Here is a 19,708-nt window from a genome sequence, read left to right on the forward strand (position 1 = left end):
GGAGGATGGAACATGAAACTACAACCTTTGGCACTGTTCCCCTTGCCTTCCCACATACTGCCGGGCGGCAAGCTTCCTCTGCGTCTGTTCGAGCCACGCCACCTGCAGATGCTCAAGGAGTCATTCATCAACGATCAGGGCTTTGGCATCGTGATGGAAGAGTCGACCACCTCGGGACAATCCGGCCGCATTCTGCCGGTGGGCACCCGGGTCAAGGTGACTGACTTCTACACCCTTAATGATGGCCTGCTGGGGGTGACGGTGCTGGGACTGGAGCGCTTCTGTATCCACGAGATGGAAACAGACGAGATGGGCCTGCGCCGGGCCAAGGTGGAGATGCTGCCCAACTGGCCGAGCACCCACTCAGATTTCAACGACAAGCTGCTGGTCAATCGCCTGCGGGAAGTGTTCGAGCAGTATCCGGAGCTTGATGAGCTCTATCCGGACAAGCGCTTTGAAGATGCCGCCTGGCTCTGCCAACGCTGGCTCGAGATATTGCCGATGCCGATTTATGAAAAGCAGATGCTGATTGCCAAACAAAACAGCGAAGCAGCCCGTAAATTCCTGCATCGCCTGATTTCACAATGACAAAAACAGCGTTGCAAAATGCAATTATTCCAACAATGAAAATGTGAAATTCGCATTTTGCGACTAAGTAGGAACGCAAAACGCCATAACAAGAGAGAGCCGCTGCGCTAAACGGCCAAAATTGAACACAAAAGAGTCCCAAAAAAGTTGGCACAGATTTTTCATATAGATTGATACAACCCGATTTATCCCGTGCTCTCTTCAGTATTTGCTGAAGAACTGGTCAACCCACAAAGTTGACCATTTTTTTTATCCGCGCGTCGGCAACCGCTGACCAAAGTGACGCTGCAAACACTCTCTCAGCCGTGACAAGGTGATTGGCTTGGCGAGAAAGTCATCCATCCCCTGCGCCAGACAGCATGCCTTGTCCTCCGCCATCGCATTGGCCGTCAGGGCGACGATAGGCATGGTGCATCCCAACTCACGCAAGCGCCGGGTGGCTTCCAGTCCGTCCATCAGGGGCATCCGCATATCCATCAGGATCAGATCCGGGAGCTGCTCATCCACCTGCGCCAGCGCCTCCAGACCATTGGCTGCCAGCCGTACCTTGCCCACCAGCTTTTGCAGCATCAGCGACACCACCAACTGGTTCACCGGGCTGTCTTCCACCACCAGCACATCCAGTGGCAGCAGTGCCGAAGCCCCCTCCTCCCGCTGCGGCTGACTATGGCAGGGTAGCGCCATGCCGGGCAGTTCGAACCAGAAACAGCTTCCCTTACCCGGCTCGCTCTTCAGGTGGATCTCACCTCCCATCAGGGTAACCAGACGCTTGCTGATGGCAAGGCCCAGGCCGGTACCGGAAAAACGCCGGGTGGCCGAGTTGTCGACCTGGGAGAAGGGTTCAAACAGCAGCGCCTGATCCGCATCGGCGATCCCGATCCCGGTGTCGGAGACCGAGATCAGCAGCTTCTCATCCTGCCAACCCAGGTGCAGTGTCACCTGCCCCTGCTCGGTAAACTTGAGGGCGTTGTCCAGCAGATTGCCCATCACCTGTGACAGACGCATCGGATCCCCCTGTAACTCCCGGGGTACCGACTCATCGACCCGATAAACCAGCGCAATCCCCTTGGCGGTCGCGCGAGCTTGCAGCGGCTCGACCAGAGATTGGCAAAGCTGGATGGGTTGCAGGGTCTCACAGTGAAACACCAGGGTTTGCGACTCGATTTTCGAAAAATCGAGCACGTCGTCGATAATGGTTTGCAGCAATCTGGCCGAGTGGGTGGCATGGCGCAGCAGGCTCTGTTGCTCCGGCGCCAGCTCGGCATGCTGCACCAGATCGAGCATCCCCAACACCGCATTCATGGGCGAGCGGATCTCGTGGGTCATCATGGCGAGAAACTGGGACTTGGCACGGTTGGCCGCTTCGGCCTCATCCCGTGCCCGCGCCAGCTCCTCTTCCCTACGGATCTGGTTGCTGATATCCCGGGCAGTGCCGCGATAACCGATAAAAAGGCCATCATGGTCAAAACAGGGCTCGGCGCTCACCTCCATCCAGCAGGGGCCGTGTTGCAGCGCAACCTGCATCCGCACCCCTCGCACCGGCTGGCGCAGCGCCAAAAGCTGCAGGTATTTCTGGGCATCGCAGCTCTGCTTGTTGCAGACGTAGTCATAGAGGGTCGGCCGGGTCGCCTGCGGGGTCATCTCATCCAGATAACCCGGCTCAGAGGCGTAACTAAGGCGATGCTCGGCATCTGTCTCCCAGAACCAGTCCGAAGCCATGGCGGCGAAGCTGCGAAAACGGCGTTCGCTGGCCTGCAGCGCCTCGGTTTTTACCGCGACCTGCTCCTGCAAGCGGGCCCGATAGGTGATGTTGACCAGCGCCTGGGCGATAAGCGGACGGCAACGCTCCATGGCGGCCTTGCTGGTGAGATCGAAGGTGCCCGCCCGAGCGTGGCGGCAGATGAGGGTGGCGGTAAAACCGGGGGCCTGCAGCCCGGTCAGCATCACGCTGGCCCAGCCCGGCTCGCTCGCCAGCGGCGCCAGCTCGGGCAGCTGGGCGGGATCGTAAATCACCAGGGTTTCACCCGAGATGGCGCGGGCAAATGCCGGGGTCATGCGCCAACTGCGGGCTGATAGCATTGGCTCGGTACTGAGGTGGGTACTTCCCTGCTCCCCTTCCCAGGCCACCACATCCGCGTGCTCAAAGCCGATAAAGGGTTTGAGCACCTGGATAAGGCTCTCCAGCACCTGCTCCAGCGTCTTGGCATCGGCGAGGGTGGCAACCCCACCCAGCAGGGTCTGGGACTCGTGACGATACTTGGCCTCGCGCTCGCGGCAACGCATAAGGTCGACCAGCGTGGTCTGCAATTTGTCGCCGAGGGCTTCCAGTTCACTGTTGCCAATCATCTTGTTGCCTGCTCTGTTATGTTCTGCCGACTCAACGGGTCAGGAAAATCACGCTCGATACCATCAGGTTGCCGTGGGCCAGCTCGCCATTGGGTAGCCGCCCCTGCTCGCCGAAAGTAAAGGGGGTGATAAAGGGGATGTTGCCGAGGCGAGCCTGGCTCTGCTCGACAAATTGGCACAACATATCACCTAGCGCCAAACGGCAACCAGCACAAAAGATGATGAGCGCGCCGATAGGCTGCAATTCCACATCGACTCCATACCCTGGCTCGACGCGCATGGCATTGAGGCTGCGCTGCAACAACCCTTCCTGACTGCTGTACATCAACAGCAGACGCTCCCCTTGCACCACATCGGTAAAGAGCCGCAGCCCGCCCTGTTCGGTCACAGCTTCAGGATGGGAGAGTTTGTAGTAAGGAATGCCATCCAGCGCTCCCACCTGACGAGCCAGCGGGGTAAGCGTGGTCTCCCGCAAAATCGCCCCTACCGGCCAGGGCTGCTCGCGCCCGCACCAGCGGGCATAGACCTCGGCGGCAGGCTGGTGATCGATGGTGAGTACCTCCCGCCCGTTGCAGGCGGTGATCTCGCCGCTGAATTCGGCAGGCACATAACCGGAGTGAAACTGAAAAGCGAGCTGGCAATCGGGATAGAGCACCGCCAGACCGATGCCATCCTGAGCCACCGCCTCATCCCAGCAGAGCTGCCAGTCACCGCTGACACTGCTATCAGCCGCGGATCCACCGACCACCGGCACCGAGGCACCGAGTTCGGCCTCGATACCGGCCAGCAGCCCCTCCTCCTTGCCGGGACTGGCATGAAACAGGATCAGCTGGGGCAGCTCGCCCGGTCGACCACAATCGCTCATGGCTCGGCGCAGCAACTGCCGCACATCCACCCCGTCACCGCTGGCACCAGCTACCCCGAAGGCCCCTTTCTCATCGTACAGAGCAGCAACGGCCAGCCCATATCCGTCTCGGGCGTGGTGTCCCATCTCGGTCATGACACCACCGCAAGAGCTGCACCCAAGCAGGCGGGTCGTCGGGAACTGGCGTTTGAGCGCGTCGCGCAGTATCGCCCCCTCATGGGCTTGGGTAAAATAGAGTAACAGCAGGGAGGGGGCCTGATCGGCATGGTGGCGCAGCTGCGCGCAGATATCTTGGGCCGCCAGCGATGAATTCTGGGCGAGGGAGTGAACGGTCAGAAATTTCAACACCATCTCCTTGTTTTATCGAATGGCAGCCTCAAGCAAAAATCATACCTTTATCAAACAATTATCTCGCTTCGCTTGCTAACATAGCGGTCAACTGAGACCAATGACAGGACGCCCATATGTGGCAAAAAAACATCAATGACTTCGATCGGGTCGTTGCCATCGGTGGTGGCCACGGCATGGGGCGAGTGCTTTCGTCCCTCTCGTTTCTCGGTCAACGGCTCACCGGCATCGTCACAACCACAGATGATGGCGGCTCGACCGGACGTCTGCGCAAGAGTCAGGAGTGCATCGCCTGGGGCGATCTGCGCAACTGCCTGAACCAGCTGGTGACCGATCCCAGCATCGGCAGCCTATTGTTCGAGTACCGCTTCGCCGGCAAAGGCGAGCTGGCGGGCCACAACCTTGGCAACCTGATGCTGCTGGCGCTCGATAATCTCTGTGTCCGTCCTCTTGATGCTATCAAGCTGATCAGTGACATGCTCAAAATCGAGTCACAATTGCTACCCATGTCTGAATTTCCCACCGATCTCTGCGCCCATATGGAGTGTGGCACCCAGATCCTGGGAGAGGTATCCATCGATCAACTAGCAACACCGCCCCTCTCCCTCGGCCTGATGCCGGAGGTGCAAGCGACCCGCGAAGCGGTGCTGGCACTGCAGCAGGCGGACATGATCATTCTTGGGCCGGGCAGTTTTCTCACCTCCATCATGCCGCCACTGCTGCTGGCCGAGCTCGCCCAGGCCATCAACGAGAGCAGCGCCATGCTGGTTTTCGTCTGCAATCTGGTGGCGGAAAACGGCCCTGCCAGTCAGCTGGACCTGATGAGTCAGTGTCGCTGGCTGGAGTCCCGGGTCGGTCAGGGTCGGCTGGATGCCATCCTGGCCCCACAGGGCGCGAGTGATGCGGGGGAGTGGCAAGGGCGTGTGATCGAAGCCGAGCTGGGCGAGCTTGAGCTGCCCCATCGGCACGATCGGTTGAAGCTGAAACTGGCGCTGGACCGGATCATCCAGCAACTGCTCAACCAGCGTTAGGCTACGGTCACGGCGCCCCGGCACCCCTGCATGGCGCCGTTACTGATAATCGGCAAGAAACGCGAGTACCTGAGGCAAGGAGGCCTCCAGCAGTTGCAACTGGCGCTCTGCCTCTGCCACATCGGCCTGCTTGCTGGCCATCTCCAGCGCCATCACCTGCTGATAACTCGGCATGGCGCCGTAGCTGCCACAGGATGATTTCATGCTGTGCGCCACCCGAGCCAGCGCCTCCCACTCCCCCTGCTCATAGAGGGGCCTGAGCTGACTCAGCTGCTCGCCCACCTCTTCAATAAAGACTGCGATGACCACGGGCAGCATATCCGGACCGATATCCTCTGCCAGCTGCTGCAACACCTTGCGATCCACCCACTCCATGCGAGGCTCCTCCAGAACGGTATTCAAACAGACCATACTATAGATAGTTTTCGATGTCGTGGCTCACGACCAGGCTGTGATGAAGCACCCGATTGGATGGCTCAGGGAATAAAGTGGCAAAAAATGTGATCAGTATCGAAATAGCGATGCTGAAACGCCCGTCAAGACAACAACTTGATTGCCACAAATTAACAATTGATCAACACTCAATGCCGTCAGAGTGATGATGCTCAGCAACACCTCTCATCCCTTTTGCCTTTTATGGCTGCTGCGAAGAACCAGGGTAGGTATCTACCCTGGTATTTTTTTATCTTGCTCAAGCGCGACCTGATTGGTCGCCACCCGCTCCCCCATGCGAAACAGATTGAATTCGCCGGGTGCCATTTTGACCCAGTTCTCATTGCCGGTCAGCGGACGGGTGGTTATCAGGGTCACCACATCGTTGGGGGTAGTCTCGCTTTGAAAGTCGATCACCACCTCCTCATCCAGCAGGCTCGCCTCGCCAAAGGGCGCACAGCGGGTCAGCCAGTGCAGGTTGTTGCTGCAGTAGCTCATCACATACTCCCCGTCCGAGAGCAGCATGTTGAACACCCCGAACGCTCTGAGCTCGTCACACAGGGTAGCGAGATAGCGAAACATGGCGGGAAAGTTGGCCGGACGCTTGGGATATTTTTGCTCCAGCCGATCGAGCAGCCAGCAGAAGGCGTGCTCGCTGTCGGTATCCCCCACCGGCCGGTGGCGGCCGGTTGGCAGCTTCTTGTAGCCGGTCAGCTGACCGTTGTGGGCGAAGGTCCAGTAACGGCCCCACAGCTCACGGGTAAAGGGGTGGGTATTTTCCAGTGACACGCAGCCACGGTTGGCCTGCCGAATGTGGCTGACCACAGCGCAGCTCTTGATGGGCAGCGCCTGTACCAGTCTGGCGATGGGAGATTGGGCGCTGGGCTCGGGATCCTTGAAGGTGCGAAAGCCCTTCCCCTCGTAGAAGGTGATCCCCCAGCCATCCTTGTGGGGCCCGGTCTTGCCGCCACGCAGCATCAACCCGGTAAAGCTGAAGCAGATATCGGTCGGCACATTGGCACTCATGCCGAGCAGTTCGCACATATCCGGCAGACTCCTTTCATGATTTGGCTTGTGTCATGTTCGACCAGCACGCTGGTTCGACAGACAGCAGGGGAAGGCGCAATCCCTTCCCCTGTGACTGGCAACAACCGGCCGATGGCGAACCATGTTACCGGCGTTGCCCTTGTCTGGTGACGATGGCCTGATTACTTGACCATCTCTTTTTCGACCAGCTGGATCAGGATGTGGATTACCTTGATGTGCACTTCCTGAATACGGTCGGCATAGCCAAAGTGCGGAACCCGGATCTCGACATCCGCCAGACCCGCCATCTTGCCGCCATCCTTGCCGGTCAGGGCGATCACTTTCATCCCTTTGGCTCGGGCTGCCTCGATGGCTTTCAGGATATTACCGGAGTTGCCGCTGGTGGAGATGCCAAGCAGCACGTCGCCACGACGGCCAACCGCTTCAACGTAACGGGAGAAGACATAGTCATAGCCAAAGTCGTTGGAGACGCAGGAGAGGTGACTCGGATCGGAGATGGCGATACCGGCATAACCCGGGCGGTTCTCGCGGTAACGACCGGTCAGCTCTTCGGCGAAGTGCATGGCGTCACAGTGGGAGCCACCGTTGCCACAAGAGAGCACCTTGCCCTCTTCCTTGAAAGAGTCGGCCAGCAGTTTGGCGGCCGCTTCGATGTTTTTCAGGTTCTGCTCATCAGCCAGGAAGGCCTGCAGCACGCTGGCAGCTTCGGTCAGTTCATTGCGGATCAATTCTTGGTACATGATGTCTCTTCCACTGTTTTTAGTGTGCGTGTAGATCGCAGCTATTCTCGCACAAGCGAATCGCACAGTCGCCCCCCTGCGAGCCACAGCGCTGGCGGCGCGTGAGCGTTATGGGGATCACAGAGAGAAGGTAATGAAGATGTAAACAGCTTGATAACTTTGTGCGTATGAATTACAACAGGGGCCATATCCAACAGGTCAGACCTCTGGATGAGTTACACCACGTTGGCACATTTATACACGCAAGGAGCAAGCAATGACGACGACCCTCACTCTGCTCGGGGTGATCCTGGTTATCGGAGCCTTGGCCTATCGCCGGGCATCCCTGTTCATCTCCACCCTGGTCACCGGCGCCGCGCTGGTGCTTGGCGCCATCTATGGTCATGTGCCCTTGCTGGTATGGGCGCTGTTCGCGGTGATCGCCATCCCGCTCAATCTGGTGGAATTTCGCCGCAATCAAATAACCAAGCCGCTGTTCAAGATCTACAAATCGATCATGCCGGAGATGTCCCGCACCGAGAAAGAGGCTATCGAAGCGGGCACCACCTGGTGGGAAGCCGATCTGTTCGCGGGCAACCCGGACTGGAAAAAGCTGCACGCCATTCCGGTCAGCACCCTCTCTGCCGAAGAGCAGGCCTTTATGGATGGCCCGGTCGAGGAAGTATGCCGCATGGTGAGCGACTGGGAAGTGACCCACGAGCGCGCGGACCTCTCCCCCGAGGTGTGGCAATACCTGAAGGACAACAAGTTCTTCGCCATGATCATCAAGAAGAAATATGGCGGTCTAGAGTTCTCGGCCTACGCCCAGTCCTGCGTCCTGCAAAAACTGTGCGGTGCCAGCGCCGTGCTCGCCTCCACCGTCGGCGTACCCAACTCGCTGGGCCCGGGCGAACTGCTGCAACACTATGGCACTGACGAGCAGAAAGATTACTACCTGCCCCGCCTTGCGGTAGGCAAAGAGATCCCCTGCTTCGCCCTGACCAGCCCAGAGGCAGGTTCGGACGCCGGTTCCATCCCCGACTTCGGTATCGTCTGCAAGGGCGAGTGGGAAGGCAAAGAGGTGCTCGGTATGCGCCTCACCTGGAACAAACGCTACATCACGCTCGCCCCCATTGCTACCGTGCTGGGTCTCGCCTTCAAACTGCGTGACCCCGAGCACCTGCTGGGTGAAGAGGAAGAACTCGGTATCACCTGCGCCCTGATCCCCACTCACATCAAGGGGGTCGGCATTGGCCGTCGCCACTTCCCGCTCAACGTGCCGTTCCAGAACGGTCCGACTCAGGGTAAGGATGTGTTCGTCCCGCTCGATTTCATCATCGGTGGCCCGGCCATGGCCGGTCAGGGCTGGCGCATGCTGGTCGAGTGTCTGTCGGTCGGTCGCGGCATCACCTTGCCCTCCAACAGCACCGGTGGCGTCAAGATGCTGGCCCTGGCGAGCGGCGCCTACAGCCGCATCCGTCGCCAGTTCAAGCTGCCCATCGGCAAGATGGAAGGGATTGAAGAGCCGCTGGCCCGCATCGGTGGCAACGCCTACATCATGGGCGCCGCAGCCAACCTGACCGTGACCGGTATCGACCTTGGCGAGAAGCCCTCGGTCATCTCCGCCATCGTCAAATACCACCTCACCGACCGTGCCCAGAAGTGCATCATCGATGCCATGGATATCCACGGCGGCAAGGCCATCTGCATGGGCCCCAACAACTATCTGGCCCGTGGCTATCAGGGTGCGCCCATCGCCGTTACGGTAGAAGGGGCCAACATCCTGACCCGCAGCATGATCATCTATGGTCAGGGCGCTATCCGCTGCCACCCGTATGTACTGCCGGAGATGCTGGCCGCCAGCCATCCCGACAAGGAGCAGGCGCTGAAAGATTTCGACAAGGCGGTATTCAGCCACGTCGGCTTTGCCATCAGCAACCTGGTGCGCAGCTTCTGGCTCGGTATCACCGGCGCCCGCTTTGCCGCGGCCCCTTACAAGGATCAGACCAAGGGCTACTACCAGCAGCTCTCCCGCCTCTCGGCCAACCTGGCGTTCCTGTCAGACATGGCGATGGGCACCCTGGGTGGCGAGCTCAAGCGCAAGGAGCGGGTCTCCGCCCGTCTTGGCGACGTGCTGAGCCAGCTCTATCTGGCCTCCAGCGCCCTCAAGCGCTATCAGGACGAGGGACGCCAGCAGGCCGACCTGCCGCTGCTGCACTGGGCACTGCAAGATGCCATGTTCAAGGCACAAGAGGCGATCGACGAGCTGCTGCGCAACTTCCCGAACCGCTGGATTGGGCTTGCCCTGCGCGCCGTGGTGCTGCCGCTGGGTCGTGACCTGAACCGTCCGTGCGACAAGCTGGATCAACAGGTTGCCCGTCTGCTGCAAACCCCGAGCGAGACCCGCAGCCGCCTGGCCAAGGGCCAATACCTGACTCGCGAAGAGGGCAACCCCTTCGGTCTGCTGGAGCAGGCGCTCGATGACGTGCTGGCCGCCGAGCCGCTGTTCGAGAAAGTCTGCAAGCGCGATGGTATCAAGCGTCCCTTCATGGCGCTGGACAAGGTGGCCGACATCGGCCTGGCCGCTGGCGTACTGACCCAGAGCGAAGCCGAGCTGCTGCGCCGCGCCGAGGTAAGTCGCCTGCGCACCATCAACGTCGATGATTTTGACCCCATCGATCTGGTGGCCAACAAGAAGCTGTTTGAAGCCTCCGCTTACCATCACGCGGCCTGATAACCAGCTATCGACAACGCCTCCCTTGTGGAGGCGTTTTTTATGGGCGCTCGCCACTATTCACGGCCCTCACAGCCACCACTCGCACGCACAGCTCCCCCGACCAGCTGCAGCCCCCGTGTGGTCAGCCGGGAAAAAAGGCACAATAGCCGACAAATCGAATCACCAAGGAAGCCAAGATGACCCTTGAGCACCTGATCCTGTGGCGCCGCGACCTGCACCGCCTGCCGGAAGCCGCCTGGAAAGAGTTTCGCACCACCAGCCTGATTGCCCACCACCTGAGCGAGCTCGGTTATCGCATCGTGCTCGGCGACAAACTGCTGGCCAGCAATCTGATGATGGGCCGTGATGTGGATGTGGCGGCCGAGAAGGCTCGCGCCCGCCGTCAGGGGGCCCATCCCGACTGGCTGGAGCGGATTGGCGATGTCACCGGGCTGATGGGGGAGCTGGATACCGGCCGTCCCGGCCCGACCCTGGCCTTTCGCTTCGACATCGATGCGGTGGAAGTGGAAGAGTCCGACGCCGAACAGCACCAGCCGCAGCAGGAGGGTTTTGCCTCCCACAACAAGGGGTGGATGCACGCCTGTGCCCACGATGGCCACACCGCCATCGGCATGGGGCTGGCCAGCCAGTTGATGGCGATGAAAGAGCAGTTGTGCGGTCGCATCAAGCTCTTCTTCCAACCCGCCGAAGAGGGGTGCCGCGGTGGCAAGGCGCTGGCGGCCGGTGGCGCACTCGATGACGTGGATGCCCTGCTCTCGCTCCATATCGGCATTCACGCTGGCAGCGGCGAGCTGGTGATCAACCCCACCGAGTTTCTCTGCTCCACCAAGTTCGACGTCCACTTCATGGGCACCGCCGCCCACGCCGGGCTCGAACCCAATGCCGGCAGCAATGCACTGGCCGCCGCCTGCATGGCCACCACCGCCATGCTCGGCATTCCCCGCCACCGCGACGGCATGACCCGCATCAACGTCGGCCAGCTTCACGCTGGCAGCGGCCGCAACGTCATCCCCGATCATGCAGAGCTGCGCGGTGAAACCCGCGGCGCCGATAGCACGCTCAACGACTACATGTTCAGTCAGGTACAGCGCATCGTCGAAGGGACTGCCCTCGCCCACGGCGTCACCTACCGCATCATCAAACAGGGCGAGGCCATTGCCCTCGACAACAGCCCGGCGCTGCAGGCCGAGCTGGCGGCGCTGGCCCGCAAGCAGGGGCTCGCCACCATCCAGACTCGCCGCTTTGGCGCCAGCGAAGATGCCGGTTTTCTGATGGAGCGGGTGCAAAAGCAGGGGGGCGAAGCGGCTTACCTCATCCTGGGGGCCGATCTGGCGGCGCCGCACCATCACAACGAATTCGATTTCGATGAGCGGGTGATGCAAAGCGGGGTAGAGCTACTGGCCGCTTGGGCCCGTGCACGACTGGGTGTGGCAGAAGCAGCCCTCTCTTGATATCCCCTCGGCAAGCTCACCGGCTAACGGGATCAAAAAAAGGCGCCTCGGCGCCTTTTTTCTGCAAGAAAAACCTGAGCGCTACTCGCGGTGCTTGCGATGCACATCGGGGCGGCCACCGGTCACGCTATCGGCTCTCCCCTCCTCTTTGGCCTTCTCGGCCCGCTTTTTGCGCATCTCGCGGGGATCGGCGATGAGCGGGCGGTAGATCTCGATACGATCCCCGTCGTGCAGCGGCTCGCTCCCTTTCACCGGGCGGCTGTAGATACCGAACTTGTTGACCGCCAGATCGATCTCGGGGTGTTTTTGTACGATGCCGGACTGCTCGATGGCCGCCTGCACGCAGGTCTCGGGCGCCACCCGCAGGGCAATCACCGTCTGCTGCTGCGGCAAGGCATAGACAACCTCGATATTGAGCTGGTCAGACACCGTAGACCTCCTTCGCCCGGTTGGAGAAGGCGGAGACCATGGAGCTCACCAGATCGCGGAATACCTGACCAAAGGCCACCTCGATAAGCTTGGAGGTAAACTCGAAATCGAGATCAAACTCCACCTTGCAGGCATCCACATCGAGCGGGGTAAAGGTCCACCAGCCCGCCAGCTTGCGGAACGGGCCATCCACCAGTTCCATCCTGATCTGGCGGTTCACATCCAGCTGATTGCGGGTAGTAAAGGTCTTGGCAATCCCCGCCTTGGCCACATCGACCGACGCCATCATGTAGTCATCGCCAGCCTCGTGGACACGGCTGCCGACACAGCCGGGCAAAAACTGCGGATAGGCATCCACATCGTTAACCAACTTGAACATCTGTTCTGCACTGAACATCACCAGGGCACTGCGCGTAATTCGGGGCATGGCTTTTCCTCATCCAATCGGCGCGATTTTATCACCATGTTTGGGGTTGTGGAGGTAAAACCTCAGCCAAACCGCTCAGAAAGCCACCACTTGACCTGCTGCGCGTTTTACAGCCGTCCCTGCCTACGTATAATACGAGCCTCCTAGTCATTGCCGGAAATCGCCCGTCATGAGCAAAAAAAACAGTAAAAACAAAGCCGGGTCCAGCACCATTGCACTCAACAGAACCGCGCGCCACGAATACTTCATCGAAGAGAAGATCGAAGCGGGTCTGTCCCTGCAAGGGTGGGAAGTCAAATCCCTGCGGGCGGGCAAGGCCAACATCAGCGAAGCCTATGTCATCTTCCGCGATGGCGAGGCCTATCTGTTCGGCTCCAGCTTCCTGCCACTGCAAGCGGCCTCCAGCCACGTGGTATGTGACCCGACCCGCACCCGCAAACTGCTGCTGAGCCGTCGTGAACTCGACAAGCTCGAAAGCCTGATCGCCCGTCAGGGCTACACCATAGTTCCCCTCGCCCTCTACTGGAAACAGTGTTGGGTCAAGGTCGAGATCGGCCTGGTGAAGGGCAAGAAAGAGCACGACAAGCGCGAAGATACCAAGGCCCGCGAATGGGATCGGGAAAAAGCGCGCATCATGAAGAACAAGCATCGCGGCTAACCCGCTACTGGCAGGATCAGGACGTCAGTTCACCTTTCCCCGGCGCAGCTGGCTCTTCAGGCTCAGCTGCGTACAATAAATCGGCAAACAGACTGGCTGCCAGAGGGAATGGGTATCAACGCCTTGCTATGACAGCATTTTTGCGTACAATCGCAATTAACAACTTGGGGCTGATTCTGGATTCGACAAGATTCACGAAACCCAAGGTGCATGCCGAGGTGCGGTAGGCCTCGTTAATAAACCGCAAAAAAATAGTCGCAAACGACGAAAACTACGCACTAGCAGCTTAATAACCTGCATAGAGCCCTTCTACCCTAGCTTGCCTGTGTCCTAGGGAATCGGAAGGTCATCCTTCACAGGATCGTGTGGAAGTCCTGCTCGGGGCGGAAGCATTAAAACCAATCGAGCTAGTCAATTCGTGGCGTGTCTCTCCGCAGCGGGTTGGCGAATGTAAAGAGTGACTAAGCATGTAGTGCCAAGGATGTAGTAATTTTGGACGGGGGTTCAAATCCCCCCAGCTCCACCACATTACAACTGAGAGTTTTCAGGAAGTTTTACTCCTCAAAATGTCTCATAAGCCTTTACAGGCAACAAAAGCAAGCACTTCCCATTAGGAAAGTTGGCTTGCTTTTTTTTTGCCCAACAACTAGCATTTCTTTAAGCTGAGAGTTTTGAGGAAGATATGTGCTAGTAACGAGACTATACATAGAACCATCTGGTCAGAGAAATATGCTTCTGCTTGATAGTGAGTCAGGAGTGCCCGACTACTGGTCTACGCTATATGTCACAAACTCTCTCCGCGCACGCCACCTTCGTCTAGGTACGATTGAAAAGCATCTACAAGCACTTCAATCACTCTTCATGTGGGCTGAGCTTAGAGGTATCAATCTCATAGACAAAATAGCCAGTGGTAAAGCCTTCAACATTAATGATACTGACTCACTTACCTCAATTTTGAAGTTACGTGCAGACGAACTACCAAAACTCATTTCCAGCTTCAATACAAGTACAAGCGAAATACATGTGAAAACGAGCCAGGCTCGAAACATCTGGAAAAAGTTTGATGCTATACCGCGGCAGGTCACCCCCGCCAATTTCAACGATAAAATCAAGTACATTGGAAAGTACATTGAGTGGTTATCAAACATTCTCTCTGACTGCCATAGCAAAAGCATAACAAGAGAACAGATTCGCACCGTTGGTTATGAATTTAAAACCTCCTTAGGTGGTCAAAAGGTAGTAGTGCCTAAGGATAATTTCGGTGCATCAAAGTCTCTTGGAAATGCCGAGATTCAGCGAATTCTTAAGGTTGTAAATCCACTTTCACCTGAAAATCCATGGGATGGAGAGGCGACACGAATTCGTAACTTCACGATTATTTTGGTTTTACTTGATTCAGGCATGAGAAGTGGTGAGCTACTGAATTTGAAGATTACCGATGTAATTCGTGGTAAGACCAAACAATATGGCTTACGTATAGTTCAACGGTCTGGCTCTATCAACGATCCTCGCAAGAAGCAAAGACTTCCCAAGACAGTTCAACGTGAAGTTCCCATCAGTGATACTGCATTTAAAGCTCTTAACCACTACATAACAGAGGTAAAGGCAAAAACACCAAATGGACAAAAAACAGAATACATTTTTGTCAGTCACAGTAACAGTAGCCAGGGAAAGCCATTACACAGCATTAATAGTATTACAGAGGATATACGCAAGGTTACATCGATTGATTTAACACCTCACGTATTTAGACATACTGCAACATGGAAGTATTGTGTTCGCATGAAAAAAGAAGGCAAAGAATGGAAAGATTTTGTAGAACTTCTCTTGCTCAAATTTGGATGGGCAAGTGAAAAATCACCAACTGTACGGCTCTATGCACGTAAATTTATTAAAGAAGATCTTTTCGAACGCCAAATAAAGCAGCAAGATGAATATGTACAGGACGTATCAAACATACTTTTCTTGCTAAATAAGGAATAGCATGGTGAATAAACGTCGGGAAAATGGATACTCAATTCCGTCAAGAGAGCGTGAGACCTACACATCCAAGGATGGTTTTGAGTTTGATATTTACACTTCTCGATGGCAGTTAAGTGTGAATTCGTCTTTAAATATTGACTGGCTAGCTGATTTTTTGCCTCATGCTCAAGAAGAGGCCCTTAGACGTACTTTTGCCTATCGAGCCACTCAATTGGCAGCATCTACCGTTTGCATATCAGTTCTAGACTTTAAAAGATTTTTAAGCACTTATGTTGACGCTGCTGATGGCATTTCTATTCATGTGATTTTAACTTTCTTTGCATCAGATGAACCAAAGCATATTAAATCAAATGTAAAGGTATTTCTTGAGCGCTGTTTTCTAGAGGGTTACGGAAATGCTTTTGAACCAGGAATGGAGAGTTATTTATCTGAGCTAGTTATAGGTGACCGTGGAAACAGATTCAACCATGAAAAGAGCGAAGATACTCGTGCTCTGACAGAATACGAACGAAAACAATTTATATACCAACTTGTCCGCGCTCATTTCACTGGTAAAATATGTGAAAAAACCTATTTAATATTAAAGCTCATATTCATAACTGGCAAGCGTGCAGAGCAATTGGCAAATACTAAGCTCTGTGATTTCAAGAATGGATTTATAAACATAGATGGCACACCAAAGAAAGTTATACTATACAACTGTCCTATTGCGAAGCAGAAATTTCAAACCTTCCGTGTAGAGTTCAACGAGATACCATTATCTTGGGAGCTTGATTTTGATAAAGATATTTCAGCTGTTGCTGATAGGTCAATCACGTTAACTGAAAAATTATTAGGCCCTCTGACTTTAGAGCAAAAGAAACATGTTCCTTTATTCTGTATTGAAAGGCCCACTCAAGTATTACGAAGTGAAATCTCCCGACACAGCATCAATACAGTACTGGATGGAAAAATTTTACACAATAGAGCAGGTGTCGAAGCAAGAATAAACAATGCTTTTGAAGATAATTCAATATTTTCCATTTCATCTGAGCGTACAGGTAAGATACTTCATCTCACGGCAAGACGCTTGCGACATACTCATGCAACTAAGTTAGCAATATCTGGAGCATCTATTGCAGAGGTCGCAAACTCTCTAGACCATGCTAGCTACAAGGCTGCCATGGCTTACGTGAATGCGCTCCCCGTTTTGGCTATCAAAATTGGCGAACATCTAGAGACAACTCTTTCGGCTTTAGCTAAACGATTCGATAAAAACCAAGTGATCTCTGTTGACACTGAAAAGGTAATAAAACTCTACACAAAGCATAAGTCCCATGATGTAGGTCTATGTGGTAAAGAAGTCTTTTGTACCGAGGATTACCCTATAGCCTGTTATGAATGCGAACTGTTTATCCCAAGCCCATTTGGAAATCACAAAGCCGTACTCAATTATGTGGAGGATAGAATTAAAGAGGCATGCGAATTTGGTGACTTTCGGGGAGTTGAAAATTGGCGAACTATTCAGATAGCAGTGTTAGAACGAAAATTCATGGCAGATCAAGTACGTCTTAAAATGCTAAGTGAACACCCTGAAATTAAGGGATTACCGTATGAAGGGGAAAAGTAGAATGAATGTTATAGCCTATGTCAATAGGGAGCAACTTGAAGGACGACAAGCAATAGATCGACTCATCTCCCACTATCGCCGGATGATGTCTGAACCGATGACATGCCCATTTGATGCCTCCAAATCATGGGTATGGAACGAAAGTAGGTGGCACGGGGCAGGTCGATTTATAAAGCATGAGTTAAAAGATATCATCAAAAGCCTAAATCCAGACGAAGTGCATCTTATCTCCAAAAATTCACGAGAACTAATTCAGTCTCTTATATTACATATGTATATTATGAAAGGTGGCATTTCAAGAACTGCTGTTAACTCTATACTTTCAGATTATCTTGCACTTGAAAATGTTCTCAGAGATCGTTCATTGAACAACGAAGCTGACTTCACAAGCATATCATTAATTGATCTCAATAATACGTTACAGAAGAACATGAGTTCTCTCTTTGAAAATCTAAAACCTATTGTAGAATGCTTTGGTTCACTAGGTATTGTTAAATCCCAGAGTGTTCTGCAATGGATAAATCCAAGAGTAAAAGCACACAACAAGATATCAAGTGATGGCTATAAAGAAAAACTAACAGATGAAAATAGCCATAAGCTTCCTGACTACGAAGCAGTAATGGCGGCAGCAGATTACTTTCGTAATCAACCGTGGTTATCATATGGCGAAAATGCTTCTGAATTGGACAATGACTTTAAAAACGTCATAGTATCGTCTGCTCTAACGATCTTGATGATGGTTCCTGCTCGTTCTCAAGATCTATTCGAACAACTGTCAGTTAATTGTCTTGTGACTGCAAAAGTAGATGACACTGTAGTTTATGGTATTACTTGGTATGCAAAAAAAACTGATATGGATCACTGGAAATTAGTCCCATCGACAGTAAATGGAGAGTTTGAACATGCCATCATTGAGGCTATTGAACGCATTAAGCATGTAACAGAACCAGCCAGACAAGTATTTAAGTCTTGGGATGAACAGTGTCCAGAATATAATCCATTAGCATATCAACATGCACTAAGAAGTGGGTGGGTTCCAGCAGACTTTCCAATTTACTCAGAACAAAATAAAGTTCGTTACTCTGAAGCATTAATGGTAATGCTCAAGCATCAAACCCATCAGAGTAGAGATACCGTAGAGAATTGTGCAATAAAAATTAACAAATCCCACTTTAGAGATTGGTTGCGTTCTAAAGAAGTAAAAAGTGCATCGTCAGGAGCAGATGTATATCTGCGTAGCTTTTTTGAAAGAATAGGTTACGAACATCTCAACTTAAATCCAGATGACTATAATACACATGCTTACCGGCATATGGTCAACACTGCGGCAAGATTAGGTGGGATGGGTGAGTTTCAATTAAACTGGTGGAGCCATCGTCAAGAAATGGGGTCTGTGTATGACCATCGAACAGCTGAACAAAAAAGAATAATGGTATCAACAGGTGGCAACTTTGAAGCAATGGAGCTAACACCACAACAGCGTCTTGATCGAATTAACCACCAGATACCTATGACACGGAAAAACCTTGGTCTCAAATTTGAATTAGTAGCTCAGGGTACTGGTGGATTCACTTTCAAAACACCGCTAGGTATGTGTACACACAATTACTGTGAATCACCCTGTATTAGAACATGTAACTGCATTGAGTGCCCTGAAAACCTTCACTGTAAGGGTGATAAGAGAACACTTAAAAGACTGATAGAGGAACTCAACGATATCAGCGATAAAATAGCCTTAGCTGCATCTGAATGCGACTCATTCGGACTGAAACGCTTGCAGATTCGTCATGAGATCATTGATGGATTGGTAAAAATATTAGGGGATGATTCACCGCTAGAAGATGGTGCACTTGTTATGCTGGCTTACGAGCAAGCCCCAAAATCAGGGTTGATATATCAAGCACAAGAACTAGCAAAACAAATTGAGAACGGTAATAAGTTAACAACAATAAAACATACAGAAGCAATTAGACACCTTGGTTTATCAAGAATACTACCAAAGCTTGAGGCCATAGAAAGCAAAAAAAATATCCTAGCTGAAATAAAGTTCAATGAATTTCTATCAGATTATAGTGAGGATGAAGAATGAGGTTGAAAGAAGAACACATAGATTACTTACTCCATTTGATTGACACTTGGAGTATAGAACAAGGAACTCTCTCAACACCTAAGCTACTTAATAGGCTAAAATCAAAATATGGTGATGCACCATCAGATAGAGCAATTCGAAATTTCCCACGAATAACTAATCGAATACAAGAACGAAAACTTGAACTGAAAACAGGCATTTCTGCATCGGCTAAAAAGCCTAGCTCACTAAGTCATGCAGCAAAACGTATCGAAGAATTGGAAAGTAAAATACGTCGACTAGAGCGTGAAAACAACGCTTTGTTACATCGCTTTGTCTTATGGCAGAAAAATGCAACGGATCGTGGAATGAGCGAAGCTGAACTGAATAGAGCTTTACCTGTTAGCCAAGAGACGATCAATTCTCGGGGGCGATGAGAATGGCTAAATCAAACATTTCACGAGCAAAAGACATAGCAAATAGCATTCGTGTATGGATTGCAGAACGTGACACTAAGCTTGATTTTTATAACTGGATACAGACAGCTGGCCCTAAAGCATTCAAAGGTGTAAAGCGTAAAGAATTAGCACGACTCCTTGGTGTCAGCACATCAACTCTTAATGTTAATGAAGCATCTGCTGAATTGAGGAACGCCGAGTATCGTTGGGTATCTGCCTACCACACACGGAATGAAGCAGAAGCTAAAAATGTAAAAGATAACCTATCTAGTAAAGTCGGTTATCAAAAACGAGCAGAATCTAAAATAAATAAGTTAGAAGACGATATTGCCGCACTGAAGATGGAGAACCGCCTTCTGCGGTCTCTTTTACAAAAATATGAAACCGATGATGAATTGCAACTTGATAAACTGCCTAAACCTCCAGAGGGTAATTAATTAGATCATCTTCATTATTTTTACAGTTCCAGTTATAACTGGACACAAATATCTTAATTTACGCTACTTTCGTAC

17 protein-coding genes and 1 other RNA gene are annotated in these 19,708 nt (G+C 53.2%); 11 read left to right on the top strand and 7 right to left on the bottom strand.

The window, feature by feature from the left end:
- The first annotated feature begins 12 nt into the window (after nt 1-12).
- Nucleotides 13-588, top strand: coding sequence for an LON peptidase substrate-binding domain-containing protein (locus tag VF684_RS04075; protein WP_005334473.1), 576 nt, complete (start codon nt 13-15; stop codon nt 586-588).
- 249 nt (nt 589-837) lie between these two features.
- On the opposite strand, the gene VF684_RS04080 is transcribed toward VF684_RS04075, so the two are convergent.
- Together VF684_RS04080 and VF684_RS04085 are read right to left on the bottom strand one after the other, a co-directional pair.
- Nucleotides 838-2,934, bottom strand: a complete 2,097-nt coding sequence (locus VF684_RS04080; RefSeq protein WP_162516153.1) for a hybrid sensor histidine kinase/response regulator — start codon at nt 2,932-2,934, stop codon at nt 838-840.
- Between the two features lie 31 nt (nt 2,935-2,965).
- A complete protein-coding gene (locus VF684_RS04085; RefSeq protein WP_139440130.1) occupies nt 2,966-4,150 on the bottom strand; it encodes an FIST signal transduction protein in 1,185 nt (394 codons plus the stop codon).
- 113 nt (nt 4,151-4,263) lie between these two features.
- Here VF684_RS04085 and VF684_RS04090 point away from each other — a divergent pair, with 113 nt between their 5' ends.
- A complete protein-coding gene (locus VF684_RS04090) occupies nt 4,264-5,178 on the top strand; it encodes a gluconeogenesis factor YvcK family protein (protein ID WP_139440129.1) in 915 nt (304 codons plus the stop codon).
- A 39-nt stretch (nt 5,179-5,217) separates the two neighbouring features.
- Here the strand turns inward: VF684_RS04090 and VF684_RS04095 are convergent, their stop codons facing one another.
- The 3 genes from VF684_RS04095 to lpcA all read right to left on the bottom strand — a co-directional run bounded on the left by VF684_RS04095 (nt 5,218) and on the right by lpcA (nt 7,397).
- Nucleotides 5,218-5,553 (bottom strand): Hpt domain-containing protein, encoded by a 336-nt coding sequence (locus tag VF684_RS04095; RefSeq protein ID WP_005353511.1) that lies wholly within the window; start codon nt 5,551-5,553, stop codon nt 5,218-5,220.
- 291 nt (nt 5,554-5,844) lie between these two features.
- Nucleotides 5,845-6,654, bottom strand: coding sequence for a class II glutamine amidotransferase (locus VF684_RS04100; protein WP_019446544.1), 810 nt, complete (start codon nt 6,652-6,654; stop codon nt 5,845-5,847).
- A 164-nt stretch (nt 6,655-6,818) separates the two neighbouring features.
- Nucleotides 6,819-7,397, bottom strand: a complete 579-nt coding sequence (lpcA, locus tag VF684_RS04105) for a D-sedoheptulose 7-phosphate isomerase (protein ID WP_005353517.1) — start codon at nt 7,395-7,397, stop codon at nt 6,819-6,821.
- A gap of 256 nt (nt 7,398-7,653) precedes the next feature.
- On the opposite strand from lpcA, the gene fadE reads away from it, so the two are divergent.
- The gene (gene fadE / locus VF684_RS04110; protein ID WP_204381652.1) at nt 7,654-10,110 is read left to right on the top strand and encodes an acyl-CoA dehydrogenase FadE; all 2,457 of its coding nucleotides are present in this window, start codon (nt 7,654-7,656) and stop codon (nt 10,108-10,110) included.
- A 179-nt stretch (nt 10,111-10,289) separates the two neighbouring features.
- Nucleotides 10,290-11,564: an amidohydrolase gene (locus VF684_RS04115; RefSeq protein WP_108588368.1), complete on the top strand. Its 1,275-nt coding sequence runs from the start codon at nt 10,290-10,292 to the stop codon at nt 11,562-11,564.
- Nucleotides 11,565-11,645: 81 nt separating this feature from the next.
- On the opposite strand, the gene VF684_RS04120 is transcribed toward VF684_RS04115, so the two are convergent.
- Both VF684_RS04120 and VF684_RS04125 read right to left on the bottom strand, forming a co-directional pair.
- Entirely contained in the window at nt 11,646-11,993 is a 348-nt protein-coding gene (locus VF684_RS04120; RefSeq protein ID WP_019446547.1) for an RnfH family protein, read from the bottom strand.
- Entirely contained in the window at nt 11,986-12,420 is a 435-nt protein-coding gene (locus VF684_RS04125) for an SRPBCC family protein (RefSeq protein ID WP_005334496.1), read from the bottom strand. Before VF684_RS04125 ends, VF684_RS04120 begins: the two co-directional genes overlap by 8 nt.
- Before the next feature lie 169 nt (nt 12,421-12,589).
- Here VF684_RS04125 and smpB point away from each other — a divergent pair, with 169 nt between their 5' ends.
- The 7 genes from smpB to VF684_RS04160 all read left to right on the top strand — a co-directional run bounded on the left by smpB (nt 12,590) and on the right by VF684_RS04160 (nt 19,633).
- Nucleotides 12,590-13,078: an SsrA-binding protein SmpB gene (gene smpB / locus VF684_RS04130; RefSeq protein WP_005334498.1), complete on the top strand. Its 489-nt coding sequence runs from the start codon at nt 12,590-12,592 to the stop codon at nt 13,076-13,078.
- A 166-nt stretch (nt 13,079-13,244) separates the two neighbouring features.
- Nucleotides 13,245-13,604: a transfer-messenger RNA gene (gene ssrA, locus VF684_RS04135) on the top strand.
- Nucleotides 13,605-13,807: 203 nt separating this feature from the next.
- Nucleotides 13,808-15,061 carry a tyrosine-type recombinase/integrase gene (locus VF684_RS04140; RefSeq protein WP_080988598.1) on the top strand — a complete coding sequence of 418 codons (1,254 nt, stop codon included), beginning with the start codon at nt 13,808-13,810 and terminating at the stop codon, nt 15,059-15,061.
- Nucleotide 15,062: 1 nt separating this feature from the next.
- Nucleotides 15,063-16,670: a tyrosine-type recombinase/integrase gene (locus tag VF684_RS04145; RefSeq protein WP_080988599.1), complete on the top strand. Its 1,608-nt coding sequence runs from the start codon at nt 15,063-15,065 to the stop codon at nt 16,668-16,670.
- Nucleotides 16,654-18,759, top strand: coding sequence for a hypothetical protein (locus VF684_RS04150; protein ID WP_124813051.1), 2,106 nt, complete (start codon nt 16,654-16,656; stop codon nt 18,757-18,759). Before VF684_RS04145 ends, VF684_RS04150 begins: the two co-directional genes overlap by 17 nt.
- Nucleotides 18,756-19,175 (top strand): hypothetical protein, encoded by a 420-nt coding sequence (locus VF684_RS04155; protein WP_124813053.1) that lies wholly within the window; start codon nt 18,756-18,758, stop codon nt 19,173-19,175. Before VF684_RS04150 ends, VF684_RS04155 begins: the two co-directional genes overlap by 4 nt.
- 2 nt (nt 19,176-19,177) lie before the next feature.
- A complete protein-coding gene (locus VF684_RS04160) occupies nt 19,178-19,633 on the top strand; it encodes a hypothetical protein (protein ID WP_124813055.1) in 456 nt (151 codons plus the stop codon).
- Nucleotides 19,634-19,708 lie beyond the last annotated feature (75 nt).

The sequence above is a fragment of the Aeromonas sp. Lyrl_2 genome (assembly GCF_051948815.1).
GTDB lineage: Bacteria > Pseudomonadota > Gammaproteobacteria > Enterobacterales > Aeromonadaceae > Aeromonas > Aeromonas veronii.

What these genes read in the sequence shown, in the direction of transcription:
- VF684_RS04075 (WP_005334473.1), top strand. Translation starts at nt 13, where the DNA reads ATGAAACTACAACCTTTGGCACTGTTCCCCTTGCCTTCCCACATACTG.
- VF684_RS04080 (WP_162516153.1), bottom strand. Translation starts at nt 2,934, where the DNA reads ATGATTGGCAACAGTGAACTGGAAGCCCTCGGCGACAAATTGCAGACC.
- VF684_RS04085 (WP_139440130.1), bottom strand. Translation starts at nt 4,150, where the DNA reads ATGGTGTTGAAATTTCTGACCGTTCACTCCCTCGCCCAGAATTCATCG.
- VF684_RS04090 (WP_139440129.1), top strand. Translation starts at nt 4,264, where the DNA reads ATGTGGCAAAAAAACATCAATGACTTCGATCGGGTCGTTGCCATCGGT.
- VF684_RS04095 (WP_005353511.1), bottom strand. Translation starts at nt 5,553, where the DNA reads ATGGAGTGGGTGGATCGCAAGGTGTTGCAGCAGCTGGCAGAGGATATC.
- VF684_RS04100 (WP_019446544.1), bottom strand. Translation starts at nt 6,654, where the DNA reads ATGTGCGAACTGCTCGGCATGAGTGCCAATGTGCCGACCGATATCTGC.
- lpcA (WP_005353517.1), bottom strand. Translation starts at nt 7,397, where the DNA reads ATGTACCAAGAATTGATCCGCAATGAACTGACCGAAGCTGCCAGCGTG.
- fadE (WP_204381652.1), top strand. Translation starts at nt 7,654, where the DNA reads ATGACGACGACCCTCACTCTGCTCGGGGTGATCCTGGTTATCGGAGCC.
- VF684_RS04115 (WP_108588368.1), top strand. Translation starts at nt 10,290, where the DNA reads ATGACCCTTGAGCACCTGATCCTGTGGCGCCGCGACCTGCACCGCCTG.
- VF684_RS04125 (WP_005334496.1), bottom strand. Translation starts at nt 12,420, where the DNA reads ATGCCCCGAATTACGCGCAGTGCCCTGGTGATGTTCAGTGCAGAACAG.
- smpB (WP_005334498.1), top strand. Translation starts at nt 12,590, where the DNA reads ATGAGCAAAAAAAACAGTAAAAACAAAGCCGGGTCCAGCACCATTGCA.
- VF684_RS04140 (WP_080988598.1), top strand. Translation starts at nt 13,808, where the DNA reads ATGCTTCTGCTTGATAGTGAGTCAGGAGTGCCCGACTACTGGTCTACG.
- VF684_RS04145 (WP_080988599.1), top strand. Translation starts at nt 15,063, where the DNA reads ATGGTGAATAAACGTCGGGAAAATGGATACTCAATTCCGTCAAGAGAG.
- VF684_RS04150 (WP_124813051.1), top strand. Translation starts at nt 16,654, where the DNA reads ATGAAGGGGAAAAGTAGAATGAATGTTATAGCCTATGTCAATAGGGAG.
- VF684_RS04155 (WP_124813053.1), top strand. Translation starts at nt 18,756, where the DNA reads ATGAGGTTGAAAGAAGAACACATAGATTACTTACTCCATTTGATTGAC.
- VF684_RS04160 (WP_124813055.1), top strand. Translation starts at nt 19,178, where the DNA reads ATGGCTAAATCAAACATTTCACGAGCAAAAGACATAGCAAATAGCATT.